Source organism: Leifsonia sp. NPDC058292 (genome assembly GCF_042880955.1).
Taxonomy (GTDB): Bacteria; Actinomycetota; Actinomycetes; order Actinomycetales; family Microbacteriaceae; genus Leifsonia.
The window spans coordinates 12,820-37,502 of the sequence record NZ_JBHVYL010000020.1; the positions used below are offsets into that span (position 1 = coordinate 12,820).

The 24,683-nt window shown below is 67.8% G+C and carries 23 protein-coding genes; 11 read left to right on the top strand and 12 right to left on the bottom strand.

The window, feature by feature from the left end; translation table 11 throughout:
• Positions 1-19 precede the first annotated feature (19 nt).
• From ACFVWR_RS12100 to ACFVWR_RS12135, 8 genes are all read right to left on the bottom strand, one after another.
• Positions 20-592, bottom strand: coding sequence for an SRPBCC domain-containing protein (locus ACFVWR_RS12100; RefSeq protein WP_387211965.1), 573 nt, complete (start codon positions 590-592; stop codon positions 20-22).
• A 54-nt stretch (positions 593-646) separates the two neighbouring features.
• Positions 647-1,000, bottom strand: coding sequence for a monovalent cation/H(+) antiporter subunit G (gene mnhG / locus ACFVWR_RS12105; RefSeq protein WP_387211968.1), 354 nt, complete (start codon positions 998-1,000; stop codon positions 647-649).
• Positions 997-1,269 (bottom strand): monovalent cation/H+ antiporter complex subunit F, encoded by a 273-nt coding sequence (locus ACFVWR_RS12110; protein ID WP_387211971.1) that lies wholly within the window; start codon positions 1,267-1,269, stop codon positions 997-999. Before ACFVWR_RS12110 ends, mnhG begins: the two co-directional genes overlap by 4 nt.
• Complete coding sequence (locus ACFVWR_RS12115; protein ID WP_387211974.1) at positions 1,266-1,862, bottom strand: Na+/H+ antiporter subunit E; 597 nt, start codon at positions 1,860-1,862, stop codon at positions 1,266-1,268. Before ACFVWR_RS12115 ends, ACFVWR_RS12110 begins: the two co-directional genes overlap by 4 nt.
• The gene (locus ACFVWR_RS12120; RefSeq protein ID WP_387211977.1) at positions 1,859-3,439 is read right to left on the bottom strand and encodes a Na+/H+ antiporter subunit D; all 1,581 of its coding nucleotides are present in this window, start codon (positions 3,437-3,439) and stop codon (positions 1,859-1,861) included. The genes ACFVWR_RS12115 and ACFVWR_RS12120 overlap by 4 nt, the downstream gene beginning before the upstream one ends.
• Entirely contained in the window at positions 3,436-3,888 is a 453-nt protein-coding gene (locus ACFVWR_RS12125; RefSeq protein ID WP_387211980.1) for an NADH-quinone oxidoreductase subunit K, read from the bottom strand. Before ACFVWR_RS12125 ends, ACFVWR_RS12120 begins: the two co-directional genes overlap by 4 nt.
• Positions 3,885-6,836, bottom strand: a complete 2,952-nt coding sequence (locus ACFVWR_RS12130; protein ID WP_387211983.1) for a Na+/H+ antiporter subunit A — start codon at positions 6,834-6,836, stop codon at positions 3,885-3,887. Before ACFVWR_RS12130 ends, ACFVWR_RS12125 begins: the two co-directional genes overlap by 4 nt.
• Positions 6,837-6,901: 65 nt before the next feature.
• Positions 6,902-8,503, bottom strand: coding sequence for a phytoene desaturase family protein (locus ACFVWR_RS12135; protein WP_387211986.1), 1,602 nt, complete (start codon positions 8,501-8,503; stop codon positions 6,902-6,904).
• A gap of 69 nt (positions 8,504-8,572) precedes the next feature.
• Here ACFVWR_RS12135 and ACFVWR_RS12140 point away from each other — a divergent pair, with 69 nt between their 5' ends.
• Positions 8,573-9,022, top strand: coding sequence for a VOC family protein (locus ACFVWR_RS12140; RefSeq protein WP_387211989.1), 450 nt, complete (start codon positions 8,573-8,575; stop codon positions 9,020-9,022).
• On the opposite strand, the gene ACFVWR_RS12145 is transcribed toward ACFVWR_RS12140, so the two are convergent.
• Entirely contained in the window at positions 9,011-9,925 is a 915-nt protein-coding gene (locus ACFVWR_RS12145) for a LysR family transcriptional regulator (RefSeq protein ID WP_387211992.1), read from the bottom strand. The two genes, ACFVWR_RS12140 and ACFVWR_RS12145, sit on opposite strands and share 12 nt — an antisense overlap.
• 156 nt (positions 9,926-10,081) lie before the next feature.
• Between ACFVWR_RS12145 and ACFVWR_RS12150 the strand changes: the two genes are divergently transcribed.
• Positions 10,082-13,714 carry a proline dehydrogenase family protein gene (locus ACFVWR_RS12150; protein WP_387211995.1) on the top strand — a complete coding sequence of 1,211 codons (3,633 nt, stop codon included), beginning with the start codon at positions 10,082-10,084 and terminating at the stop codon, positions 13,712-13,714.
• Positions 13,715-13,759: 45 nt separating this feature from the next.
• Positions 13,760-14,587, top strand: a complete 828-nt coding sequence (locus tag ACFVWR_RS12155; RefSeq protein ID WP_387211998.1) for an aldo/keto reductase — start codon at positions 13,760-13,762, stop codon at positions 14,585-14,587.
• Between the two features lie 79 nt (positions 14,588-14,666).
• Here the strand turns inward: ACFVWR_RS12155 and ACFVWR_RS12160 are convergent, their stop codons facing one another.
• Entirely contained in the window at positions 14,667-15,443 is a 777-nt protein-coding gene (locus ACFVWR_RS12160) for an alpha/beta fold hydrolase (RefSeq protein ID WP_387212001.1), read from the bottom strand.
• A gap of 50 nt (positions 15,444-15,493) precedes the next feature.
• Between ACFVWR_RS12160 and ACFVWR_RS12165 the strand changes: the two genes are divergently transcribed.
• Complete coding sequence (locus ACFVWR_RS12165; protein ID WP_387212004.1) at positions 15,494-15,919, top strand: MarR family winged helix-turn-helix transcriptional regulator; 426 nt, start codon at positions 15,494-15,496, stop codon at positions 15,917-15,919.
• 1 nt (position 15,920) lies between these two features.
• On the opposite strand, the gene ACFVWR_RS12170 is transcribed toward ACFVWR_RS12165, so the two are convergent.
• A complete protein-coding gene (locus ACFVWR_RS12170) occupies positions 15,921-16,526 on the bottom strand; it encodes a TetR/AcrR family transcriptional regulator (protein ID WP_387212007.1) in 606 nt (201 codons plus the stop codon).
• Positions 16,527-16,637: 111 nt separating this feature from the next.
• Between ACFVWR_RS12170 and ACFVWR_RS12175 the strand changes: the two genes are divergently transcribed.
• A complete protein-coding gene (locus tag ACFVWR_RS12175; protein WP_387212010.1) occupies positions 16,638-17,891 on the top strand; it encodes an amidohydrolase family protein in 1,254 nt (417 codons plus the stop codon).
• Between the two features lie 81 nt (positions 17,892-17,972).
• Here ACFVWR_RS12175 and ACFVWR_RS12180 read toward each other — a convergent pair whose 3' ends face one another.
• Positions 17,973-18,629, bottom strand: a complete 657-nt coding sequence (locus tag ACFVWR_RS12180) for a phosphatase PAP2 family protein (protein WP_387212013.1) — start codon at positions 18,627-18,629, stop codon at positions 17,973-17,975.
• Positions 18,630-18,840: 211 nt separating this feature from the next.
• On the opposite strand from ACFVWR_RS12180, the gene ACFVWR_RS12185 reads away from it, so the two are divergent.
• The 6 genes from ACFVWR_RS12185 (at position 18,841) to ACFVWR_RS12210 (ending at position 24,606) form a co-directional block, all read left to right on the top strand.
• Positions 18,841-19,845 (top strand): SIS domain-containing protein, encoded by a 1,005-nt coding sequence (locus ACFVWR_RS12185; RefSeq protein ID WP_387212016.1) that lies wholly within the window; start codon positions 18,841-18,843, stop codon positions 19,843-19,845.
• A 21-nt stretch (positions 19,846-19,866) separates the two neighbouring features.
• Positions 19,867-21,147, top strand: coding sequence for an ABC transporter substrate-binding protein (locus tag ACFVWR_RS12190; protein WP_387212019.1), 1,281 nt, complete (start codon positions 19,867-19,869; stop codon positions 21,145-21,147).
• A 97-nt stretch (positions 21,148-21,244) separates the two neighbouring features.
• On the top strand, positions 21,245-22,105 hold the full coding sequence (locus ACFVWR_RS12195) for a carbohydrate ABC transporter permease (protein WP_387212022.1): 861 nt from the start codon (positions 21,245-21,247) through the stop codon (positions 22,103-22,105).
• 1 nt (position 22,106) lies between these two features.
• The gene (locus tag ACFVWR_RS12200; RefSeq protein WP_387212025.1) at positions 22,107-22,925 is read left to right on the top strand and encodes a carbohydrate ABC transporter permease; all 819 of its coding nucleotides are present in this window, start codon (positions 22,107-22,109) and stop codon (positions 22,923-22,925) included.
• A gap of 5 nt (positions 22,926-22,930) precedes the next feature.
• Positions 22,931-23,836 carry a PfkB family carbohydrate kinase gene (locus tag ACFVWR_RS12205; RefSeq protein WP_387212028.1) on the top strand — a complete coding sequence of 302 codons (906 nt, stop codon included), beginning with the start codon at positions 22,931-22,933 and terminating at the stop codon, positions 23,834-23,836.
• 41 nt (positions 23,837-23,877) lie between these two features.
• The gene (locus ACFVWR_RS12210; protein ID WP_387212030.1) at positions 23,878-24,606 is read left to right on the top strand and encodes a GntR family transcriptional regulator; all 729 of its coding nucleotides are present in this window, start codon (positions 23,878-23,880) and stop codon (positions 24,604-24,606) included.
• Positions 24,607-24,683 lie beyond the last annotated feature (77 nt).

Consider the following 24,683-nt stretch of genomic DNA (forward strand, 5'->3'; position numbering starts at 1 on the left):
TACCGAGTGCCGGCCCGGCTCAGGCGGATGTGTCGGACACGTCACGAGCGAGGCCGGCGTGGGCGGCGGCGTGCTCCCGGCGGAGGTCGTCGCCGAGCTCCCGGCAGAGGTTCTCGTAGTGTTCGAGCATCGCGGGGTGATAGTCGTTCCAGTCGGGCATCGGCCTGTGGGCCCGGGCGGCGATGAGCCTGTCCAGGTAGTAGTCCCACGCGACGCCGGTGTCGGCCTCCTCGCTCAGGTCGTGCAGACGCCGGCCGAACGTGACCGTGGTGCGTCCGCTCGCCTCGGTGAGGTGCAGATACATGCGCCAGGCGCTGTCGGACGGGCCGATGTCGGCCGCGAGCCTGTGCGGTGCCTGGCACTCGAGGATGGAGACGTTCTGCCACTCGGCGTCGTCGCCCTCGACCTTCATGCGGAACCGCGCCGCGCCCGTCGACGGGGTGCCGGTGAACTCGCCGAGCCACTCCGCGAGCCGCGGCGATCGGGAGAAATACGACCAGACGTCTTCGATGGGAGCCTTGAAGATCCTGTCGAGCACGACGTAGACGCCGTCGTCTTTGCGAACCAGTCGACCAGTGGGTTGCGGAATCATGATGCACCTCCAGCTGTTCCTCACACTAGTCACGTGAGGCCGCAAGCGGCAGTGCTAATGGTCCGTCTGGTCGTGGGCGGCGATGTCGCGGCCGAGGTCGTCTTCGATGAGGAGGTCGCGACGGACGTGATCGGAGCGGTAGGCGGCGCGGCCGAGCATGTGCGCGGTCATCGGCTGGGTGAGCAGCTGGAACGTCATGACGAGGATGGCCGTGGTCAGCACGCCCCAGGTCGGCACCTGCACGATGATGGCGGCGAGAACGACCGCCAGCCCGAGCACCTGCGGTTTCGTGGCCGCGTGGAGGCGGGTCAGCACATCCGGAAACCGCACGATGCCGATGCCGGCGGCCATCGAGAGGAATCCGCCGACAAGGATGAGGAGACCGACGACGATCTCGCCGACGCTCACGACGCATCCTGCTTCGACATGAAGCGCGCGATCGAGATCGAGCCGACGACCGCGAACATCGCGAGCACGAGCATGATGACGAGCGTGTCGACGTGCTTGTTGATGGCCATCTCGGCGCCGAGGGCGCAGATCGCGATGGCGAGCAGCACATCCGTCGCGAGCGCCCGGTCGAGGATCGAGGGACCGCGGATGATGCGGTAGACGGCAGCGATTGCGCCGATGCCGAACATGATGCCGGCGATGATGCTGACGTAGTTGAGGAAGGTCATTCGCGTGCTCCAATCGTGTGATCGGTGTTGCGGCGCTCGCGACGGGCCCGCCTGACCGAAGCGGCCTGTTCGCGGGTGCCGATGGCGAGCACGATTCTCTCCTCGGTGCCGAGGACGTCGTGGCGCACGCGCTCGATGTCGGCGTGCGTGCGGGTGCCGAGTGCGTGCAGGTACAGCAGGCCGCGCTCGCGGTCGATGTCGACGACAACGGTGCCCGGCACCACCGAGATCGCTTCGGCGGTGAGGGTGGTGACCAGGTCGGAGCGGGTGAGCAGCTGCACGGCGATGATCGAGTTGATCGGCTTCCACCGCGGATTCAGCGCAAGGGCTGCGACCTGCAGGGAGGCGATCGTGACGTCGTAAGTCATGCGCAGCCCGAGCAGAAGTCCGCGCCAGACGTTGAATCGGCCGCTGAGCAGAACAGGGGGAAGGTAGAGCGCGCGCGTGACGCCGACGGCGAGCAGCACGCCGGTGACGACGGTGAGCACGGTGATCTGATCCCAGAGGAAGACCCACAGCACGACCAGCGCGACGAGCAGGGGAAGCTGCCGCCACACGGAACGCCAGCGCGAGACCTCCGTCGACGGTTTCATCGCACACCTCCCGGGAAGACCAGGGACACGTAGGTGTTCGGGTCGAGGAGGTCGGCGGCAGCGCGGCCGGTGAGGTCGAAGAGGGGGCCGGCGAAGACCGTGAGGCAGATCGTGACCATGACGAGCACGCTCGTCGCGACGACCATGAGCACCGGCGTCGTGCGGGTGGCGGTGACTGTCGCGCCCTCGGGGGCTTCGACGACCGAGCCGAGCAGCGCCGACTCGTAGCCTTCGAGCTGCGAGCGCGGGCGCCAGAACGCCATGTTCCAGAACCGGGTGAGGGCGTACAGGGTGATGAGCGAGGTGATCGCGCCGACGCCGATGACCACCCAGATCAGCCACGCATCGGGGCCGCCCCGGCCTGCGCTCTCGGCGCCCGCGAGGAACAGGCCGGTCTTGCCGAGGAAACCCGAGAACGGCGGGATGCCGCCGAGGTTGAGAGCGGGGATGAAGAACAGCACTCCGAGCAACGGCGACGCCTTGAGCAGGCCGGCGAGTCTGTTGATCGAGGTGGCCCCGCCGAACCGCTCGATGAGCCCGGTTGTGAGGAACAGCGTGGTCTGAACGGTGATGTGGTGGACGACGTAGAAGATCGTCGCCGCGAGCCCGAGCTGACTCATCAGAGCGATGCCGAAGATCATGTAACCGATGTGGCTGACGAGCGTGAAGGAGAGGAGCCGTTTGATGTCGGCCTGGGTGAGCGCGCCGAGGATCCCGATCAGCATGGTGAGCCCGCCGATGACGAGGAGCAGCACCGACAGGTCGCTGTCTTTGAAGATCACGGTCTCGGTGCGGATGATCGCGTAGACCCCGACCTTGGTCAGCAAGCCGGCGAACACGGCGGTCACAGGCGCAGGCGCGGTCGGATACGAATCGGGCAGCCAGAACGACAGCGGGAACACCGCGGCCTTGATGCCGAACGCGGTCAGCAGCAGAAGATGCAGCATGAGCTGCACGCTGCCGGGGAGCTCGGCGAGACGCACCGAGAGCTGGGCGATGTTGACCGTTCCCGTCGCGCCGTAGATGAGGCCGATCGCGCTGAGGAAGAAGAGCGACGAGACCAGGCTCACGATGATGTACGTGACGCCGGCCCGGATGCGCTCGCCGGTGCCGCCGAGGGTCAGCAGCACGTAGCTGGCCGACAACAGGATCTCGAAGCCGACGTACAGATTGAACAGGTCGCCGGCGATGAACGCGTCGAACACACCCGCCGACAGGATGAGGTAGCTCGGGTGGAAGATCGAGACCGGCGTCTCCCGGTGCTGATCGGCTATCCCCTGGCCGATCGAGTACGCGAGCACGACGAGCAGCATGATCGCCGAGATCACCAGCATGATCGCCGAGAGCCTGTCGACCACGAGCGTGATCCCCCACGGGGCGTTCCAGCCGCCGATGTAGACGACCGCGGGACCGGTGGTGTCGACCGCGATGAGCAGGGCGACGGCGACCACGGTCACGGCCGTCAGAGCGCCGAAGCTCACGGCGATCTGCGCGCGGCGGTGACGCCCGAGGATGAGGGCCGACGCCGCTCCGAGCAGAGGGATCAAGACGACGAGGGGCACGAGAACGGCGGTCATCGCGGAGCCTCCTCGTCGCTCGCGTCGATGATGTCTTGGATCGCCTTGTCGTCCGCGGCCGAGCTGCGGATGAGGTCGGCGGCATCCTCGGCGTCTTCGGCGTTCTCCGACTCGTCGTCGATGAGGTCGCCCTTCTCGCCGAGCTGCGCGAGCCACCACGACCGGTAGATCAGGGCGAGCATGAAAGCGGTGATGCCGAGGTTGATGACGATCGCCGTGAGCACGAACGCTTGAGGCAACGGGTCGGAGATCCTCTTCGGGTCGACGCCGTCACCGAGCAGCGGCGCGAGTCCCGGTGCGCCGCTCATCAGGTAGATGAGGATGTTCACGGCGTTGCCCACGAGCAGGAATCCGATCAGCACGCGCGTCAGACTGCGCTCGAGCATGATCGAGATGCCGGCGCCGAACAGCACGGCCATCAGCACGACGAGGGTGAGGGATGCGGTCACGCGCGGCTCCTCTCGGAGTCGTCGGCGTTCTCGGCCTGCTGCTCCTCTTGCCTGTCGACCTCGCCGCCGAGGGAGCGGAGGATGTCGAGCACGAGCCCGACGACCACGAGGTAGACACCGACGTCGAACAGGGTGGACGTGCCGATGGAGATGGTGCCGAGCACAGGGATGTCGGTCTCGAACCACGCGGAGGTGAACACCGGTGCGCCGAAGAACAGGGAGCCCGTCGCGGTGGCGGCGGCGAGCAGCAGGCCGGTGCCGAGCAGACGCCCCGCGTCGACCGGCGCCGCCTCGCCGAGCTCGTACCGCCCGCCGGCGAGGTAGCGCGCGACGAGCGCGAGGCCCGCGAGCAGGCCGCCCGCGAATCCGCCGCCTGGGGAGTTGTGGCCGACGAAGAGCAGGAACACGGAGACGACGATGGCCGGGTGGAAGAGCAGCCGCACGAGCACCTCGATGAGGATCGAGCGGTTGCGCGGCGAGATGGTGCGGCCGGCGAGCAGCCAGGTCTGGCGGGTTCCTGCGGCCTCGCCCGGCGCATCCGTCTCGCCCTCGGTGTCGGCGAGGCTGGTGCGCGGCGCCCGGATGCTGCGCGCGGCCTCGGGCACTGGCTGCAGGCGATCGCGGCGATTCAGCGTGAGGTGGCCCGAGTCGAGGCGGGGAGCGCCGCCGGTGCGGCCCGACACGAAGATCAGGCTGGCGACGCCGGTCGCGACCGCGACGAGCACCGAGATCTCGCCGAGGGTGTCCCAGGCGCGGATGTCGACGAGCATCACGTTCACGATGTTCTTGCCGTGGGCTTCGAGCGAGAGCACGGGGAGGCCGTCGGCGATGGTGGGCCGGATGCGCGCGCCGAGCGCGACGAGGCCGAGCACGGCCATCACGATTCCGGAAAGGGCGCCGATGATCCCGCGCGCCACCTTCTTCACCGGGGGATGACGCTGGGCGATCTGTTTCGGCAGGCGCCTGAGCACGAGCACGAACACGACGAGCACGATCGTTTCGACCAGTGCCTGCGTGAGTGCGAGATCGGGCGCGCCCGACATCCCGAAAAGCAGCACGAGGCCGTAGCCGGTGACGCTCACGAGCAGCACGGCGGTCATCCGCTGACGCACGGTGGCCGCGGCGACCGCGGCGACCGCCATGACCAGCGCGAGGAAGGGCTGGGTCGGATAGTCCCAGAGCCGGATGCCGTCGGGCCACGACGTGTTCAGCAGGGATGCGGTGCCCAGGCCGCCGACGAACACGCCGACGATGATCGCGAGGTAGCCGGGCAGACCCCGCTGCTGGATGGCGGTGGTGATCGCGGCGGCGACTCGGTCGACGACCGAGACGATCCCGAGGTATCCGCGGGCCGAGTCGACCATCGGCGCGACGGCGGCCTGGAGGCGGGCCACCCGCTGCCGGCCCCAGACCAGCAGCGCACCGAGGGCGAACACTCCGGCCGAGATCGCGAGCGCCGGTTCGAGGCCGTGCCAGAGCGCGAGGTGGTAGTCGTGTCCGCCGGGCAACTCGTCGGAGTAGCCGGCGAGGACGGGCTCGATGAACGGCACGGCGAACGCGGCGACCAGGCTAGCGGCGGCGAGGATGCCCGGCGCGACCACGATGCCGCGGCCGGCGGCGTGCAGCGGGGTCGCCTCGACGCCCTGTTTCTTGAAGAACGCTCCCCAGACGAAACGCACGGTGTATGCGACGGTCAGTACGGAGCCGGCGATCGCACCGAGAAGAGCCACCCACACCCAGGGGTCGCCGTGGCCGGCCGCATCCAGGAACGAGGTGAACACGGCCTCCTTCGCCACGAAGCCGAGCAGGGGCGGCACCCCGGCCATCGACGCGGCGGCGATGAACGCGATCGTGGCGACAGCGGGCATCCTGCGCCCGAGGCCGGAGAGTTTGCGCCAGTCGCGGGTTCCCGCCGCGTGGTCGACGATGCCGACGACCAGGAACAGCGCGGCCTTGAACAGGGCGTGCGCGAGCAGCAGGGCGACGCCCGCCAGCGCGGCGTCGCGCGTGCCGAATCCTGTGACCATCACGAGAAAGCCGAGCTGACTGACCGTGCCATACGCGAGAAGGAGCTTCAGGTCGTATTGGCGCAGCGCCCGCCACCCGCCGACCAGCATCGTGAGCGCGCCGAGCCCGATGACGATCGGATGCCACACCTCGAGCGGGGCGTATCCGGGCGCCAGGCGCGCGACCAGGTAGACGCCGGCCTTCACCATCGCGGCCGCGTGCAGGTACGCGCTCACCGGGGTGGGGGCGGCCATCGCCGCGGGGAGCCAGAAATGGAACGGCACGAGAGCGCTTTTGGAGATCGCGCCGAGCAGCACCAGCGCGATCGCCCACTCGCCGGCGCCGCCGGTGACCGGATGCGCGACGAGCTCCGACAGCGACGTCGTGCCGCCCTGCACGGCCAGGATGACGAGCCCGACGAGCATCGCGAGGCCGCCGAAGGTGGTGACGGTGAGCGCCTGCAATGCCGCCCCGCGGCTCTCCTTGCGACCGGTGTAATGGCCGATGAGCAGGTAGGAGAGCACGCTCGTGGCTTCCCAGAAGGTGAAGAGGATGAACACGTCGTCGGCGGTGACGAGTCCGAACATCACGCCGGCGAAAGCGAGCAGCAGCGCGGCGAACCGGCCGAGAGCGGGCTCGTCGTCGGCGAAATAGTTCATGCAGTAAAGCAGCACGAGCGTGCCGACGCCGGTGACGATGAGGGCCAGCAGCAGAGCAAGGGGGTCGAGCCGGAAATTCAGGCCGATGTCGAGCGCAGGGATCCACGGAACGTTCTCGACGACCGGTTCTCCGGAGAGCACGCCCGGAAGCCAGGTGAGCAGCAGCACGAACGCTGCCGCCGGCAGAACGGCGATGACGGCGAAGACGCGCCGACCGAGCAGACGGGTCAGCATCGGCGTCGCGAGGGAGAGCAGAGCGAACGCTGCGAGGACGGCGATCATTCATCCTCCTGACGTCGAACCCGAGGTTCCATTCTGTCAGTTCGCACAGCTCACTCGCTGGGCGGTCAGCTGTCGAGCACGGCCATCGCGGCGTTGTGCCCGCCGATGCCGCTCACCGCCCCGCCGCGCCGCGCGCCGGAGCCGCACAGCAGGATTCGCGGGTGCCGTGTCGCGACACCCCAGCGCTCCGCGGCGGTGTCGAGCGCGTCATCGTCTTCAGCGAACGGCCAGGAGAGCGGCCCGTGGAAGATGTTGCCCCCGGGCATGTTGAGCGCGCGCTCGAGGTCGCGCGTGGTCTTCGTCTCGATGCACGGCCGCCCCTCGGCGTCGGTCAGCAGCAGGTCTTCGACCGGCTCGGCGAGCACCGAGTTCAGGGAGGCGAGCACTGACTTCTGCAGACGCTCGCGGGTGGCGTCGTTGTTCGCATCCGTGAGCCAGCGGTCGGGGGTGTGCAGGCCGAAGACGGTGAGCGTCTGGGCGCCCGTGGCCGCGAGGTCGGGGTCGAGGATGCTCGGGTCGGTGAGCGAATGGCAGTAGATCTCGCAGGGGAGGCGCTCGGCCATCACGCCGCGAACCGCACCGGTGTATGCGGTTTCGAGCTGCTCGTACGTCTCGTTGATGTGGAACGTTCCGCCGAAGGCGGCGGCCGGATCGATCGTCTCGTCCCGAAGGCGGGGCAGCCGCTTCAGCAGCAGGTTCACCTTCACCTGTGCGCCCTCGGCGGTGGGGCGGGGAGGCTCCGGCTGTTCCCCGAGCAGCCGGTCGAGCACGTCGGGGGCGACGTTGGCGAGCACATGACGGCCGACGACCCGGCGATCGTGCTCCTTGCGGCGATAGTCGACGGTGCCGTCGGGACTCAGCGCGGTGACCTCGGCGCCGGTGACGATGCGCGCTCCGGCCTCGACGGCGACGCGGGTGAGTTCGCCGGTCACCGTACCCATGCCGCCGACGGGCACATCCCAGTCCCCGGTGCCGCCACCGATGACGTGATAGAGGAAGCAGCGGTTCTGGGCCAGGTCGGGTTCGTGCAGGCTGGCGAACGTGCCGATGAGCGCATCCGTGGCCACGACCCCTCGCACCACGTCGTTGCTCAGACGCGACTCGATGAACTCGCTGATCGGGCGCTCGATCATCGCCTGCCACAGCTCGTCGTCGCCGAGGAGCGACTTCGCCTCCGTGCGCGTGAGCAGCGGCTCGGTGACCGTCGGCCAGAGTGCGCGCGCCACCTCGGACGTCGCTTCGTAGAACCGGGAGAAGGCCTCGGCGTCCTCGCCGGCTCCGATGCGGGCGAAGGATGCGGCGGTCGCCTCTGCGTCCTGGTTGTCGATGAGCAGCCCAGCGCCATCGGGGTCACCGGGAACGGGTGTGTAAGAGGAGTAACGCCGGCGGGCCAGCTCGATCTTCAGCCCGAGGTCGTCGATGATCCGCTGCGGCAGCAGGCTGACGAGGTAGGAGTAGCGCGACAGCCAGGCGTCCACGCCGTCGAACGCCTGCGCGCTGACCGCCGCGCCGCCCACGGAGTCGAGCCGTTCGAGCACGATCACACTGAGTCCTGCCTTCGCGAGATACGCCGCGGCGGTGAGGCCGTTGTGGCCTCCGCCGACGATGACGACGTCGTGGGTGGGTTCCGCCCCGGATGCGGTGGACCAGGTGGTGGCTTCGGTCATACCAGCGAGCCTAAGGCGTGTCGGCGGAGGTCTGCCATGCTCGCGCGGCGGCTCGCTAGCATGGGCCGCATGCCCATCAAACTCGAGAACGTCGCCATCGCCGTACGAGACCTCGAAGCAACGATCTCCTTCTTCACCGACCTCGGCTTGACGGTTCTCGGCCGAGACACCGTGAGCGGCGAATGGGCCGACACCGCTGTCGGCCTCGACGGCAACCACGCCAAGATCGCGATGCTCCAGACCCCCGACGGCAACGGCCGCCTCGAGCTCTTCGAGTACATCCATCCCGAGGCGATCGAGACGGAGCCCACCCTTCCCAACGAGATCGGCATGCACCGTGTCGCGTTCTCGGTCGACGACATCGACGACGCGCTCGCGATCGCGGCCAAGCACGGCTGCTACCCCCTCCGAGGTGTAGCGACCTACGAAGACGTCTACAAGCTGACCTACGTCCGCGGCCCGAGCGGCATCATCGTGATGTTCGCCGAAGAGCTGCAGAAGAACTCGTCAGGGTCGTAGGTCGGAACCGGAGGCCGCGACAGCGCGGGCGAGGGCTTCCCGGCACGCGACGACTCCGGGACGACTGGCCGACGAGCGTCTGGCCGAGGTGAAGATCGAGCGGCGCGGTGTTCCGGGCAGCGCGGTGAGCCGCACGCTCGGCGACCCGCCCGCCCACACCAGGTCGGGCAGGATGCCCACGGCCGCTCCCGAGGCGATCAAGCGGATGTGCGCGATGAGGTCAGCGGTCTCGAACCGCACATCCGGCTCGAATCCGGCCTCGCGACAGAGTTGAACGGCCCACGTGCGTGCCGCCGTGCCCTGCGGTTCCATCACCCAGGGGAGCCCCGCCGCCGCTTCGAGTGAGCGCGCGGCGACCCGGGCATCCGGATTCGCCGATGTGGCAAGACGGATGCTGTCGCTCGCGAGCTCGACCCGGTCGAGGTTGGAGCGCAGGCGGCGCGTGTTGCCGGGATACTGCTCGGCGATCACCAGGTCGAAGTCGCGGGCCGACACCTCGAACAGGCCGAGCTCGGGCTCGCGTTCGGTCACCTCGACGCGGAGGTCCGGGTAGTCGGCGGCCAGCAGGTTCAGGGCGGCGGGCACGATCGCGTGCGCTGCGGACTGGAACACCGCGATCCGCACGACGCCGGCGACCGTGGTGAGCGACGAGGCCAGATCGGACTGAGCCTCGTCGAGCAGATCGAGGATGCGGGCCGTGTGCTCGACGAGGATCTCGGCCTGCGCGGTGAGCTGCACGCGCCGTCCGGCCTTCGCGAGCAGTGGCACTCCGGCCTCGCGCTCCAGGGCGGCCAGTTGCTGGGAGACGGAGGACGGACTGTACGCCAGCGCCTCCGCCACACCGGTGACGGTTCCGCGGAGCTTGAGCTCGTGCAGGAGACGAAGGCGGCGCACGTCGAGCATAGGACCTCTTTGTTCGCTTCTACCGAACGATATCGTTCAAGAACATTCGCTTTTACTAATCAGAGAATAGCCCCACACTGTTTCCACAGCCCGCAGTTCTCCACATCGTGACCGCCGCGGCGCTTCCCTTCGACAGCGAGGAATACAGTCGTGAGCATGGTTGATCACTCGGATGGTGTCGAGGTCCGCCCGTCGCAGATCGCCGGCGAGGCGGTGGAGCTCGTGCGCACCTGGCTGGCGCAGAGCACGGCACCCGGCGCGGATGGTTCGGTGCCGAAAGACGACCCGGCCGCCGAGCGTTTGGCCGGCGTGCTGAAAGATCCGCACGGTCTCGACTTCGCGGTGGGTTTCGTCGACGGGGTCGCGCGCCCGCAAGACAAGTTCGTAGCGGGGTACAACCTGCAGAAGGTCGCCAAGAGCATCCCGTCGTTCCTGCCCTGGTACATGCGCTTCGCGATCTGGCTCGGGGGAGTGTTCGGGCCGGTTCTGCCGTGGGTCGTCATCCCGATCGCGCGGCGGGTGCTGCGGCGGATGGTCGGCCACCTCGTGGTCGATGCGTCACCCGAGAAGCTGGGGCCGGCCATCGCCCATCTGCGCCGGCCGTCCGACCCGGCCGGGCACGGAGCCCGGCTGAACCTCAACCTGCTCGGCGAGGCGGTGCTCGGCGAGGCGGAAGCGGCACGCCGGCTCGAGGGAACCCGCGTGCTCCTCGCGAGGGACGACGTCGACTACGTGTCGATCAAGGTGTCGTCGATCGCGTCGCAACTCTCGATGTGGTCGTTCGACGAGACGGTCGAACGGGTCGTCGAACGGCTCACCCCGCTCTATCAGCTCGCCGCGAGCTCGCCCAAGCCCAAGTTCATCAACCTCGACATGGAGGAGTACCGCGACCTCAACCTGACGATCGCCGTGTTCACGGGCATCCTCGGCAAGCCGCAGTTCGCCGGGCTCGAAGCCGGCATCGTGCTGCAGGCCTATCTCCCGGATGCGCTCGACGCGCTGCAAGGGCTCACCGAGTGGGCGACCGCGCGCCGGATGGGAGGGGGTGCGCCGATCAAGGTGCGCGTGGTCAAGGGCGCGAACCTCGCGATGGAGCACGTCGACGCTGCGATCCACGGCTGGCCGCTTGCCACATACAGCACCAAGCAAGACACCGACACCAACTACAAGCGAGTGCTCGACTGGGCGCTCACACCGGAGCACACTGACGCCGTCAAGATCGGTGTCGCAGGCCACAACCTCTTCGATGTGGCCTATGCGTGGCTGCTCGCCTCGCGCCGGGGCGTCACCGGCCGCATCGACTTCGAGATGCTGCTCGGAATGGCCACGGCACAGGCCGAAGCGGTGAAGAAGACAGTCGGGTCGCTGCTGCTCTACACGCCGGTGGTCAACCCGGCCGAGTTCGATGTCGCGATCTCCTACCTCATCCGCCGGCTCGAAGAGAACGCGAGTCAGGAGAACTTCATGTCCGCGGTGTTCGAGCTCGACTCCGATCCACAGCTGTTCGAGCGTGAACGGCGCCGGTTCCTCGCCTCCGTCGCGGAACTCGAAGCCGATCGAAGTCCGCGCGGAATGGCGCCGCTGCCCAACCGCCGACAAGACCGTGTGCGCGAGTGGGAAGACGCGGATGCGGAGGCGTTCACCCGCCCAGCCGCCCCCGCGGTCGGAGAGACGTCCGCCGATGAAGGTCTGACGAGCGTCGTGCTCGGTCTGCAGCGCGGATCGCGGGGCGACGCGTCAGTGCTCGCTCCGGGCGGCGGATTCAAGAACGCGGCCGACACCGACCCTTCGCTCGCTGCGAACCGCGCGTGGGGCCGCAAAATTCTGGCGCGGTCGGCATCCTCGGAGTTGGGTGTCGAGACCATCGCGCGCGCCGCCGTCACCGATGCGGCGGCGCTCGACGCGCTCATCCGCACGGTTCAGATCAACGGTGAGGCCTGGGGGCGTCGCAGCGGGTTCGAGCGCGCCGCCGTTCTCGATCGCGCGGGGTTGGCGCTCGCGGCCAACCGAGACCGGCTCATCGAGGTCATGGCAGCGGAGACCGGCAAGACGATCGCGGAGGGCGACCCCGAGGTCAGCGAGGCGATCGACTTCGCGCACTATTACGCTGCACGCGCGCGCGAACTCGACACCGTTCAGGGCGCGACCTTCGTGCCGTCCCAGGTGACCGTCGTCACGCCACCGTGGAACTTCCCGGTCGCCATCCCGGCCGGTTCCGTGCTGTCGGCGCTCGCCGCGGGCAGCGGCGTGATCATCAAACCGGCGCCGCAGGCCAAGCGGTCGGCCGCGGTCATGATCGAAGCGCTGTGGGAGGCTGGTCTGCCTCGGGAGCTGCTGGCGCTCGCGGATGTGCCCGAGAACGACCTGGGGCAGCGGCTCGTCGCCGACCCGCGAGTCGACAGGGTCATCCTCACCGGAGCGTATGAAACAGCCAAGTTGTTCCGGTCGTGGCGGCCCGACCTGCCGCTGCTGGCGGAGACCAGCGGCAAGAACGCGATCATCGTCACGCCGAGCGCCGATTACGACCTGGCCGTCGCAGACATCGTGAAGAGCGCGTTCGGCCACGCGGGGCAGAAGTGCTCGGCGGCCAGCCTCGTGATCCTCGTCGGGTCGGTGGCGAGTTCCGAGCGCTTCCGTCACCAACTGGTCGACGCGGTGACGAGTCTCCGTGTCGGGTACCCGCAAGATCCCACGAGCCAGATGGGTCCGCTGGTCGAGCCCGCGTCGGGAAAGCTCCTCCACGCGCTCACGGCGCTGGGCGCCTCCGAGGAGTGGCTGGTCAAGCCGGAACGGCTCGACGAGAGCGGCAAGCTCTGGTCGCCGGGCGTGCGCACGGGAGTTCAGCCCGGGTCGTACTTCCACCTCACCGAGTTCTTCGGGCCGGTGCTGGGAATCATGTCGGCGAAGAACCTCGATGAGGCGATCCGTTTTCAGAACGTGATCGAATACGGCCTCACGGCGGGACTCCACTCGCTCGACGCCGAAGAGCTTGCGCTGTGGCTCGAGACCGTCGAGGCGGGCAACCTCTACGTCAACCGCGGCATCACCGGCGCGATCGTGCAACGGCAGCCGTTCGGCGGATGGAAGCGCTCCTCCGTCGGCACGGGAACGAAGGCCGGCGGCCCGAACTACCTGTTCGGTCTCGGGTCGTGGAAGCCGGAGGCGGGCAGCTCCAGCACGAGCCTGCACCTTCGCGGCCTCGACCCGCGCGTGACCGCCCTCATCGAATCCGGCCAGTCGTCGATGGACTACACCGCCTTCGATCTCGTGCGGCGGTCCGCACTCAGCGATGCGATCGCGGCGGCGAACGAGTTCCACACGGTCAAAGACGTCTCCGGCGTCGGGGTGGAACGCAACCTGTTCCGCTACCGGCCGGTACCCGTGACCATCCGTCTCGCCGAAGACGGCGAGCTGCCGCAGCTCCTCCGCGTCATGGCAGCGGCGACGGTGGCCCGTTCGCCCTTCACCGTGAGCAGCTCGGTGAAACTCCCGCGAGCCATGCACCAGTTGCTGCGCGAACGCGACGTGGAGATCACGGTCGAGAGCGAGGCGCAGTGGCACAAGAGGCTCGCGTCGAGCACGGTGCGACCACACCGCATCCGGTTGATCGGCGGGGACGCGACTGCGCTCGCTCAGGCGATCGGTGGAACGCCCGACGTCGCGATCTACGCCAACCCGGTGACCGCGTCAGGACGCGTCGAAGTCCTGCCGTTCGTGCACGAGCAGGCGATTTCGATCACCGCCCACCGGTTCGGCAACCCGTCGACGCTGTCAGAGGGCGTCATCTAGCCGCAGGCCTGGCGAGGCCACGCGAACATGGGAATAGTGTGAAGCATGGCCATTCCTCGCGTACCTCTCAACAACGGCACCAGCATCCCGCAGATCGGGCTCGGCACATCGCCCCTCGACGACGCAGAAGTCGAACGCGCCGTGATCGAAGCGGTCGCGGTCGGCTACCGGCACGTCGACACCGCCGCGAAGTACGGCAACGAAGTCGGGGTCGGCCGCGGAATCGCCGGAAGCGGAGTTGCTCGCGAAGAGATCTTCGTGACCACCAAGCTCGACGGTGGCTATCAAGGCGACGACCGGGCCATCGCCGGGCTCGACGCCTCCCTCGAACGCCTCGGCCTCGACTACGTCGATCTGCTGCTCATCCACTGGCCGTTGCCCGCCCGCGACGAGTTCGTCTCCACCTGGAAGACCTACGAGAGGCTGCTCGCCGCGGGAAAGGCCCGCGCGATCGGTGTCTCCAACTTCAAGCCGGCGCACCTCGACAAACTCATCGCGGAGACCGAAACTGTGCCCGCGGTCAACCAGATCCAGATCAACCCGAACGTCACCCGGCACGAGCAGCGGCAGTACGACGCCGAGCACGGCATCGTCACCGAGTCGTGGAGTCCGCTCGGCGCCGGCGGCGACCTGCTCGCCTCGCCCGTGCTCGCGCGCATCGGCGAACGGTACGACAAGACGCCGGGACAGGTCGTGATCAGGTGGCACCTCGACAACGATCTGGTGGTGATCCCCAAGTCCAAGACCCCACAGCGACTGGCCGAGAACCTCGACGTGTTCGACTTCTCGCTCGACGCCGACGACCTCGCCGCGATCGCGACACTCGACAAGGGCCCGGATGCCGGCGTCGACTCCGACGTCTCCGGTCACTGACGCGAGGCCGGTCACTGACGCGAGGCCGGTCACTGACGCGAGGCGCACTGGTCGGCCTCACCCATAACTGGACGGAGAGCTAGACCCGACCCAGAAAGGCATCGATCGCAGCCCAGGTCGCCTCCGGCGCTTCAAGGTGCGGGAGGTGTCCGGCCGCCGGGATCTCGACGAACTCGGCGCCGGGCACAGCCTCGGCGACCGCACGCCCGTACGCGGGCGTGACGACCCGGTCGCTCGCACCCCAGACCATCAGGGTCGGAACGTTGACCGCACCGAGCCGGCTCAGCAGCGTGGGATCGCTCATGCTCGTGCCGGCGATGACGGCCATGGTGCGCCCGTTTCCCTGCTGCACGGCACGCTGCTCATCCGTGAACCGGGCAGGGTCGAGGTAGCCGCGCTCCGGGTCGTGCCACGCGACCTCGGCGAGACCGCGGGCGTCGAGCGCGAAGAAGTCTGCGATCGGCTGACCCTCCACCACCACCCCGACGCCGTCGATGTCGATCACGCCGCCGATCAGCCCGGCGAATCGCTCGTCGGACGCGGCCTGCAATGCCATCTCGAGCGCGACCCAGCCGCCGATCGACGAGCCGATCACGACGACGTCGCGCTCGCCGTGGTCGAGGAGCCGCGCGAGATACGCCTGAGCGAGGTCGGCGACGGAGGCGATGGACTCCGGCCGCGGGGTTCCGTCCCAGCCGGGATGGGTCGGCGCGAAGACGTGCATCGCGGTAGCGAGGTGCCCGACGATCGGGGCGACGGTCTGCGGTCCGCCGCCGCCGTGCAGCACCAGCGCCGTGCGCGCGGCGGGGTCACCGGCCTGGACGACCGGGAGGTCTTCGGGGAGAAGGGCTTCCATGATGTTCCTATCTAAGCATGTTTATATACGAATGTTGATACGATAGCACCATGACGACAGATCTGGAAACGCTCGGACACGCCATCAAGCGTGCGCAGTACCGCAACCACCGCACGATGGACGAGGCGCTCCGAGTGGTCGGCGTCAGTCTCGTGCAGTGGGATGCGCTGCGCGCCATCCAGCGCACGCCCGGCGCCTCCAGTCACGACCTCGCCGTTGCGACCTTCCAGAGCGATCAGGCGTTCGGAACGCTCGCCACCCGGCTCGTCGATCGCGGACTCATCACCCGCACGGCGGGTCGAGGGCGCCGGCTCGAGCACGTGCTCACCGAAGCAGGGCGGGCGGCGCTCGATGAAGGCCGCGACGTAGCGTCGGGGGAGCTTGACAACCTCTTCTCGCCACTCGCCGAGAAGCAGCGAGCCGAGTTGCTCCAGCTGCTCGAGCTGCTCGCCGGGGAATCGCCCCTGCGGGGGTAGCTCAGTCTTCGGCGGCCGCGGCCGGCGAGCGCGCGCCCTCGCGCGCCCAGCCGCGGCGGAGGTTCGCGAAGATGGTCCGCAGCGAGTCGGTCGGCGATGGCTCGCGAGCGGCGATGTCGGGGGACTCGAGGATGAAGCGCGCGAGTGCCCGCAGGTCGGCGCTCTGCTCCTCCCGCCATTCCTCGGCGAGTGCCGCGGCCAGCGCATCCTCGCAGTCGGTCCACTTCTTCCGCACGTAGGCGCGGAGCTGCGGCGTGGAGAAGATCAGGTCGAGAAGCTGCCGGGAGTCCCGGTCATCGCGGTCGAAGGGGAGCCGGTTATCCATGAATGACTCGATCGCGCTCAGTGGGTCGGTTCCTGCGGGGCGGTCGCTCACGGCCTGCAGGAGTGCCGCCGCGCGATCCTCCTCCTGCTCGAAGAGCAGGCCCACCTTCCCGGCGGGGTAGTAGGTGAAGAGTGTCGTCAGCGCGACGCTTGCCTCGTCGGCGATCTCGGCGACGGTCACATCGTCGAAGCCCCGCTCCAAGAACATCCGCACCGCCGCCTGGTGGATGTCGCGGCGGGTCTGCGCCCTCTTCCGCTCGCGGAGCCCTGTTCCTGCTGCCATGGGAAGAGTCTAGACGGTTGACCCGAATGCCACCAAATATGGTATTACTAGTTTTCTGTAGTCATTACAGAAATCGAGTACGACTCGACGGCAGACGCGAAGGAGTAAGCCATGAACACGACGGCGATCGTCAATACCCGGATCTTCGATGGGGAGGAGGTCATCCCCGCGACGTCGGTGGTGATCGAAGGAGAACGAATCAAGTCGATCGGCGGCGACATCCCCGAAGACGCGCTGATCGTCGACGGCCGCGGGGGCACGCTGATTCCCGGCCTGATCGACTCGCACGTGCACACGTCGTACGAGGCGCTCCAACTCGCTCTCACCTTCGGGGTCACCACCGAGCTCGAGATGCAAGGGATGTTCACCAAGCACAAGCGCGCTCACGTGACCGACGACGATCGGGTCGCCGATGTGCGCTCGGCAGGCTTCGGGATCACGCCACCCGGAGGTCATCCCAGCGAGCTGATGGGCGGGGACGACGGCGAAGACGCGCCGTGGGACGGGGATGACGCTGCCGACGGTGCGGCAGCCGACGCCTGGGCCGGCCTGGTGATGCCGTTCTCGACGACGCCCGAAGAAGCGGTCGGCTACATCCCCCGTCTCCAGGCGGCCGGCTCGGACTACATCAAGTTCATGATCGACGACGGCACGGTCGAGGGCGCGCCCGGGCTTCCCCTGCTCGACGACGCGACGATCGCCGCAGGCGTCGCGGAGGCCCACCGTCTCGGTCTTCTGACGGTCGCTCACACGCTCACGGTCGACGCGACCGAGTCGGCGATCTCCGCAGGCATGGATGGCCTGGTCCACCTGTTCATGGATCGGCCTCACACGCCGAAGATCATCGACGCCATCGCGGCATCGGGCGCCTTCGTCGTGCCCTGTGTGGTTCTGAACGCGTCGATGATGGGGATCTCGGCAGCCGAGTTCGCCGCAGACCCGCGGGTCGGTTCCAAGCTCGACGACGCCTGGACTGCGACGCTGCTGAGCAGCTACGACAAGTATCCGCAAGGTGACCTCCCGGCCGTTCTCGCGTCGGTGCGTGCCCTCCATGAAGCGGGGGTCGACATCCTCGTCGGCACCGACGTGTCGTTCCCGCTGCCGATGTTCGGTGGGATGGCGCACGGGGCGAGCGTGCACCACGAGCTGCAGCTTCTCGTCCGCGCCGGGCTCACGCCCACGCAGGCGCTCCGCGCTGCGACCGCGACGCCCGCCCGCCGGTTCGGCTTGGGCGACCGCGGGCGCATCCGGGAGTCCCTGCGCGCCGACCTCGTGCTCGTCGACGGAGACCCCACCACCCGCATCTCCGACACCCTCGACATCCGCCAGGTCTGGCGCCGCGGAACCCCCCTCTTCGACGCCTGACCCCGCCCCAAAGCAATCGAGTACAGGAAGAATGCTCTCAAACAGCGCGTTTGGGAGCATTCTTCCTGTACTCGATTGCGATTAAGGCAGTGGGGCATCGCGCGCATCCCGACGCTCGTGCTCGCGGGTTCGGGCGCGGCGCAAGGCGACGGCCGCGGCGGCGAACGCCGCCGGGATCACCAACCCGAAGGCGGCGCCGAGGGCCACATCATGCACGTAGTGCACCCCCTGGGCGACGCGACCGACGGCCAGGAGTGTGGCGAGCGCGACGACTGCCCAGCTGAGCCACGCGCGTTCGACCGCGACCGCGATGACGACCGCCGCGCCGAATGCGAGGGCAGCGTGATTCGACGGCAAAGACCAATCGCCTGCCGGAGGGCACTCCGTCTGCGATGGCCAGCGGGTGCACGGCCGCGGCTGGGCGAAGAGGAACTTCGCCACCTCACTCGCGGCATACGCGGCGACCACTCCCACAGCGCTTGCGCCCAGGCGAGCGCGACGCTCCGGGTGCCGAAACCAGGCTAGGAGCCCCGCCGCGATGGTCGCGGCCGCCAGCAGCATCAATCCCAGCTCGGAGACGACCTCGACATGAGCGATGCCCGAGCCTGCTGACGCCAGCCAGCGAGTGGCGACAACGCTGAGGCTGCCGGGAGCGGGGATGAGGAGCAGCGCGACGATGAGCGCGAGCGCCGCGAGGAAGGGAAGGGGGCGGCGGCGAAGCGGGGGTGCGATGGGCATAGCCACGACCATAAGGCGGCCGTCGCGGGATGGCATCGGCCGCGGGATGGAGGTGCCATCGGAGCCGAGATGGACGCGCCACCCGTCGTGCCGCTGCTAAATACGCGAACGCTGTGAAGAGAAAGCCTTGCGCTTCTCCGCGCCGGTCGGTTATGGTCAGTCATACTATGACGTCCTATAACGTATTAGAACGTCGACCGGAAAGGAACCTATGAGCACCGCTGTTCTGTCCACCGACATCGACACGATCGAGTCGCAGCTCTCCGCAGCCCGCACGGCCATCGCCGAGCGCGCGGCCGTCACCAACGTGATCCTCACGGCGTGCGGAGGCTCGTACGCCGTGATGCTGCCGGGCGAGTACTTTCTGAACACCCGCGCCGGGGCCGTCGAGGCTCACGCGATCAACGCCGCGGAATTCACCTCGCGGGCATCGCGACTGGCCGGCGAGCAGAGCGTCGTCGTGCTCTGCTCGCACTCGGGCACCACCCCGGAGACTGTCGCCGCAGCCGAGCACGCCCGCACCGCCGGTGCGCTCACCGTCAGCTTCACCAACGACCCGACGTCGCCGCTGGCGCAGGCGTCCGAGTTCGTGATCCCGTATCAGCACGGACCGGAGAAGAGCGAAGCCCACGTCGCGCCCGCGCTGCTCCTGCGTCTGCTGGCCGGGCTGCTTGAGGCTCGCGAGGGCACCGCTCTCGTCGAGCAGGTCGACGCCGCGGTGGCGCAGCTTCCCACCCTGGTGCCGGCCGTTCGGGATGCGCACGCCGGCCCGGCCGACAAGTACGGCCAGGACTACAAGCACGAGCCGCTGATCTACACGCTCGCGGCCGGCTCCAACTACGGCAGCGCGTACTCGTTCGCGATCTGCCTCCTGCAGGAGATGCAGTGGATCCATTCCGCCGCCATCCACGCCGGCGAGTACTTCCACGGACCGTTCGAGGTCACCGACCGCGACGTTCCGTTCATCGCCCTCCTCGGTCTCGATGAGACCAGGGGCGTCGAGCAGCGCGCTGTCGATTTCGTCACCTCCCACTCCGACCGTGTGCTCGTGATCGACGCTGCCGAGTTCGGGCTGGAGGTCGTGGAGGAGTCGCTGCGCGGCATCCTCGCCCATCTCCTCTTCAACGTCGCGCTGCGCGCGTACGCCGATGCCCTCGCGGATCACCGCGGTCACCCCCTGAGCGTGCGTCGCTACATGTGGCGCATGGAGTACTGAACCCAGAAAAGGAGCACCACCATGCGCGTTTCCCTTCGCCGCGTCGCCGCTGTCGTCGTCGCCGCCGCGCTCCTCACGCCGCTCGCGGCCTGCAGCGCGAGCGGGAGTGACGGTGACAAGCACGTGACCCTCGAGTTCTTCCACCGTTGGCCCAACGAGCCGAAGAACACCTACTTCAAGGATCTGGTGGCCGAGTTCGAGAAAGAGAACCCGGACATCACGATCAAGACCGAGAGCGTCCTGAACGACGCGTACAAAGACAAGGTGAAGGTGGTCGCCGGTTCGTCCGACGCCCCCGACGTCCTGTTCTCGTGGAGCGGGTCGTTCCTCGACGAGCTCGTCAAGGGCGGCAACGTCATGAAACTCGACTCCTGGCTGAAAGACAACCCGGAGATCAAGGACCGGTTCTACGAGAGCCAGCTCACGCCGATGCAGGTGGATGGGGTGCAATACGGTCTGCCCGTCGACATGCAGGCGAAGCTGTTCTTCTACAACAAGGACGCCTTCGCGAAGCTGGGGCTGAAGGTCCCGACCACCTGGGACGAGTTCATCGACGTGCTCGACGCGATCAAGGACTCGGGCCAGACGCCGATCGAGTTCGGCGCCAAGGAGCAGTGGACGATCGCCCACTACATCGGCACCCTCAATCAGCGCGTGCTGCCGGAGAAGACCTTCGAGTCCGACATGTCGGCGGCGAAGGGGACGTTCGAGAACAAGGGATACACCACGGCGCTCGACCGCTTCGCCGAACTGACGAAGTACATGAACGCCGACATGACCGCCGTCGGACACGAGACCGCGCGCAACGCGTGGATCGCCGGCGACGCGCCGATCATGTATCTCCAGGGGTCCGAGGTCAACTACATGAACGACGTGGCGTTCGACTACGGCACCTTCAACTTCCCGTCGGTCGACGGCGGCAAGGGGGATTCGCAGCAGTTGACCGGCGCGCCGGAGGGCTTCGTCGTCTCCGCGAAGACGAAGCACCCGAAGGAGGCGCTGCGGTTCCTCGACTTCATGCTCAACAAGAAGAACGGGCAGGCGTTCACCGAGAAGACCGGTGAGCTGAGCGCGGTGAAGGATGCGGTGGCCGACTCGGACGCACCCGCCATCCTGAAGTCGATCGCCGGCGACATCGTCAAAGCATCCGCGATGACGCCCTGGCTCGACAACGCGTACGACCCGCAGATCGTCACGGCCTACCTCAGCCAGACGCAGATGCTCCTCGGCGGCCAGCGAAGCCCCGAGGACGTGATGGACGAAGTGCGCGCGACCGCGAAGCGCGTGCGCGACGCGTCCTGATCCCGCGCCCCGGCGGCCGCACACCTCCTGTCGGCCGCCGGGGACGCAACCCCCAATTTCTCAGCTCAGGAGCAAGATGCGTCTTCGATCCCGGTCTGTGAGCGCGTTGCTGTATGCCGCGCCCGCGATCCTCCTCATCGCCGTGTTCGTCTACTACCCGCTCGTCGCCAATGTCGGCTTCGGCTTCTTCCGGTTCAGCGCCGGAGGTTCCGGGATGGACTTCGTCGGCCTCCAGAACTACGTCAGGCTGTTCTCCGACCCCGTCGTCGGCACCGCGCTCGCCAACAATGCCGTGTACGCCGTGGTCTCGGTGCTGCTGCAGGTCTTCGGCGGCTTGATCGTGGCGGCGTGGCTCACCCGGGCGGTGGGCCGCAGGATGGGCGCTTTCCTCCGCAGCGTCTACTTCCTTCCCGCCGTCATCTCCATGACGGTCATCGCCCTGCTTTTCACGTTCATCTACGACTCGCGCCAGGGTCTCCTCAATTCTCTGCTCGACGCTGTCGGGCTGGACGGCCTGAAGCATGCCTGGCTGGCCGACCCGTCGACCGCGATGGGCTCGGTCATCGCGGTCTCGCAGTGGCAGAGCATCGGCTACGTCTGCATGCTCTACGTCGTCGCGCTGCAGCAGATCCCGGAGGACTTCTACGAGGCGGCCTCCCTCGACGGAGCCGGCGGCATCCGCCAGTTCTTCTCGGTGACCGTGCCGCAGGCCCGGGAGATGATCTTCGTCGCCATGATCCTCACGGTGTCCGGTGCGATGACCGTGTTCAGCGAGCCATACATCCTCACCGGTGGCGGGCCGGGAACGACCACGCAAGTGCTCGCGACCTACATGTACAACCAGGGCTTTTTCCAGAACCAGATGGGGTACGCCTCCGCGATCGCGAGCCTGATCTTCGTGATCACGCTCGTGCTGTCGCTCATCCAGATGCTCTCGTTCCGCACAGGAAAGGACTGAGATGGCCCGCTTGCGCCGCACACCGGTCTACCTCGTCCTCGCCGTTTACGCGGTCGTCGTCGCGTACCCGCTGCTCTGGATGCTCGGCAGCTCGTTCAAGTCGTCCAAAGAGATCTATGCCGACCCGTGGGGACTCCCGTCGGTCTGGATGGTGCAGAACTACGCCGAAGCCTGGAACAAGGGCATCTCGGCCTATTTCCTCAACTCGCTGTTCGTCACGATCGTGGCGACGGTCGCCACCGTGGCGTTCGCCGCCCTCTGCGCCTACGGCATGACGATGCTCTCCCACCGTGGGGCGAACATCCTGCTGGTGATCGCGCTCGGCGGGCTCGTCGTCGCGCCGCAGGTGAGCCTCATCCCGCTCTACCGGTTGCTGGATGCGCTCGGCTTGCTCAACACGAGTTGGGCGATGATCGTGCCGTATGTCGCGTTCCGCCTTCCGATGGCGATCCTGCTCATCCGGTCGGTGTTCCTCGCCGTGCCCCGCGAACTGGTGGACGCGGCCACGATCGACGGCTGCTCGTCGTTCCAGATCTTCCGTTCGGTGTACCTGCCGCTCAGCAGATCTGTGCTGGCGACGGCGGCCGTGCTCACCGCGTACTTCGCGTGGAACGAGTTCCTCTTCGCGATCGTCTACGTCGACTCGGATGAGCTGAGGACCATCCCCGCCGGCCTCATGTCGTTCCGGGATGCGCTCTCCACCGATTGGGGTGTGCTGCTCGCAGGTCTCGTGCTGGCCGCGCTCCCGATCGTTCTCGTCTTCCTCTTCCTTCAACGCTACTTCGTTGCCGGCGTCGCGGCCGGCAGCGTGAAAGGCTGAAACCGATGCATACCGCAGACTCCCTCCTGGCCGAACTCAGAACGGTCGCGCCCGGTGCCGTCGCCGGCGTCGGCGACAACGTGCTCGACTGCTACGTGCACGAGCACGTCGCGTATCCGGGCGGCAACGCGCTCAACGTCGCCGCGTACTCGGCGCTCCTGTTCGGCTCCCGGGCGGCGTACACCGGCATCGTCGGAAACGATCGTTTCGCCGACCACCTGCTCGGCGTTCTCGACGCGATCGGCGTGCAGACCCCGCAGGTGCGGCACGCGGTCGGCGCGAACGGGATGGCCTTCGTGGCGCTCGACGGCGACGGCGATCGACGGTTCGTGGGATCGAATCATGGCGGGGTGCAGCACCGGCTGCGGCTGCGGCTCACCGAGCACGACCTCGACCAGCTCGGCGGGTTCGGCAGCGTCCACACCTCGGCATACTCGTCGATCGACGACGCTCTGCCGCAGCTCTCCGAGCGCACGAACGTGTCGTTCGACTTCTCGACTGAGCGAGACCCTGACCGCATAGCCCGGATCGCCCCGTCGCTCAGTGTCGGGTTCTTCTCCGGCGAGGGTCTCAGCTCCGGTGAGGTGGATGCGCTCGGCGCGTTCGCGATCGGCGCCGGGTGCTCCAGTGCAGTGGTGACCCTCGGGTCGCGCGGGGCCAGGGCGTTCGAGGGGGCGGACGCGACATCGGTCGCGATCCGTCCGGTCGAGGCCGTCGACACGCTCGGGGCCGGGGATGCGTTCATCACCGGCTACCTCGCCGCACGGGATGCGGGCGCCGACCTGGCGCAGCGGCTTCAGACGGCCTCCGCATCCGGTGCCGTCGCCTGCTTGTACCGTGGGGCGTTCGGTTACGCTGTGGATGCGGGTGAGGACGCGTTGGCGCAGATGTCCCGCGTGTACGAGACGTAGTCGTACGAGACGGTGCGAGGAATCCCAGAGGAGCGTTGGTGATGGAACGGACCGCCCCGCCCCTTCACGAGCAGGTGCGGAACGTGCTCATCCACTCGATCGAGTCGGGCGAGTTCCCCGACGGCAAGCTCCCTTCCGAGACGCAGTTGTGCGAACGGTTCGACGTGAGCCGCATCACGGTGCGCCGCGCGGTGAGCGACCTCGAGTCGATGGGCGTCGTCACCCGTCAGCAGGGTCGGGGCACCTTCGTGGTGCAACGGCCGGTCAGCCTCGGCACGATGTCGGTGCAAGGCTTCTCCGATCAGCTGGTCGGCAGCGCGACCCCGACCAGGCGCATCGTCGGGTCGGAGGTCTTCGATGCTGACCAGGCCGCCGCTGACGTGTTCGGGGTCGCCGTCGGGTCACCGATGTTCCGCCTGATCCGGGTGTTCAGCATCGACCGCCTCCCGGTGGGGATCGACGACAGCACGTACTCGCTCGACCGTTACCCGGGATTCGACCAGCGCGTCGGCGACGAGACGTCCACCTACCAGGTGCTGCGCGACGAGTACGGTGCACGCATCGCCAAGGTGGAACGCGTCATCGGGATCGCCTACACCGACAAGCAGACGGCCGAATGGCTGGAGCGACCCGACAACGACCCGATCATCCTCATCGAGAAGGTCGCCTGGGACGAGTCGGGCACCGTGGTGCACACCTCGCGGGTTCGCAGTGTTCCCTCACGGATGACGCTTCGCACGGTCGCCGTGCAACCCGCCTCTCAAACGTGACCCACTCTGCAATCGAGTACAGGAAGAACGCTCTCAAATAGCCGGTTCGAGAGCATTCTTCCTGTACTCGATTGCAG

Coding starts and splice junctions, on each gene's coding strand:
- ACFVWR_RS12100 (WP_387211965.1), bottom strand. CDS start 592: ATGATTCCGCAACCCACTGGTCGACTGGTTCGCAAAGACGACGGCGTC.
- ACFVWR_RS12110 (WP_387211971.1), bottom strand. CDS start 1,269: ATGACCTTCCTCAACTACGTCAGCATCATCGCCGGCATCATGTTCGGC.
- ACFVWR_RS12115 (WP_387211974.1), bottom strand. CDS start 1,862: ATGAAACCGTCGACGGAGGTCTCGCGCTGGCGTTCCGTGTGGCGGCAG.
- ACFVWR_RS12120 (WP_387211977.1), bottom strand. CDS start 3,439: ATGACCGCCGTTCTCGTGCCCCTCGTCGTCTTGATCCCTCTGCTCGGA.
- ACFVWR_RS12130 (WP_387211983.1), bottom strand. CDS start 6,836: ATGATCGCCGTCCTCGCAGCGTTCGCTCTGCTCTCCCTCGCGACGCCG.
- ACFVWR_RS12135 (WP_387211986.1), bottom strand. CDS start 8,503: ATGACCGAAGCCACCACCTGGTCCACCGCATCCGGGGCGGAACCCACC.
- ACFVWR_RS12140 (WP_387211989.1), top strand. CDS start 8,573: ATGCCCATCAAACTCGAGAACGTCGCCATCGCCGTACGAGACCTCGAA.
- ACFVWR_RS12145 (WP_387211992.1), bottom strand. CDS start 9,925: ATGCTCGACGTGCGCCGCCTTCGTCTCCTGCACGAGCTCAAGCTCCGC.
- ACFVWR_RS12150 (WP_387211995.1), top strand. CDS start 10,082: ATGGTTGATCACTCGGATGGTGTCGAGGTCCGCCCGTCGCAGATCGCC.
- ACFVWR_RS12155 (WP_387211998.1), top strand. CDS start 13,760: ATGGCCATTCCTCGCGTACCTCTCAACAACGGCACCAGCATCCCGCAG.
- ACFVWR_RS12160 (WP_387212001.1), bottom strand. CDS start 15,443: ATGGAAGCCCTTCTCCCCGAAGACCTCCCGGTCGTCCAGGCCGGTGAC.
- ACFVWR_RS12165 (WP_387212004.1), top strand. CDS start 15,494: ATGACGACAGATCTGGAAACGCTCGGACACGCCATCAAGCGTGCGCAG.
- ACFVWR_RS12170 (WP_387212007.1), bottom strand. CDS start 16,526: ATGGCAGCAGGAACAGGGCTCCGCGAGCGGAAGAGGGCGCAGACCCGC.
- ACFVWR_RS12175 (WP_387212010.1), top strand. CDS start 16,638: ATGAACACGACGGCGATCGTCAATACCCGGATCTTCGATGGGGAGGAG.
- ACFVWR_RS12180 (WP_387212013.1), bottom strand. CDS start 18,629: ATGCCCATCGCACCCCCGCTTCGCCGCCGCCCCCTTCCCTTCCTCGCG.
- ACFVWR_RS12185 (WP_387212016.1), top strand. CDS start 18,841: ATGAGCACCGCTGTTCTGTCCACCGACATCGACACGATCGAGTCGCAG.
- ACFVWR_RS12190 (WP_387212019.1), top strand. CDS start 19,867: ATGCGCGTTTCCCTTCGCCGCGTCGCCGCTGTCGTCGTCGCCGCCGCG.
- ACFVWR_RS12200 (WP_387212025.1), top strand. CDS start 22,107: ATGGCCCGCTTGCGCCGCACACCGGTCTACCTCGTCCTCGCCGTTTAC.
- ACFVWR_RS12205 (WP_387212028.1), top strand. CDS start 22,931: ATGCATACCGCAGACTCCCTCCTGGCCGAACTCAGAACGGTCGCGCCC.
- ACFVWR_RS12210 (WP_387212030.1), top strand. CDS start 23,878: ATGGAACGGACCGCCCCGCCCCTTCACGAGCAGGTGCGGAACGTGCTC.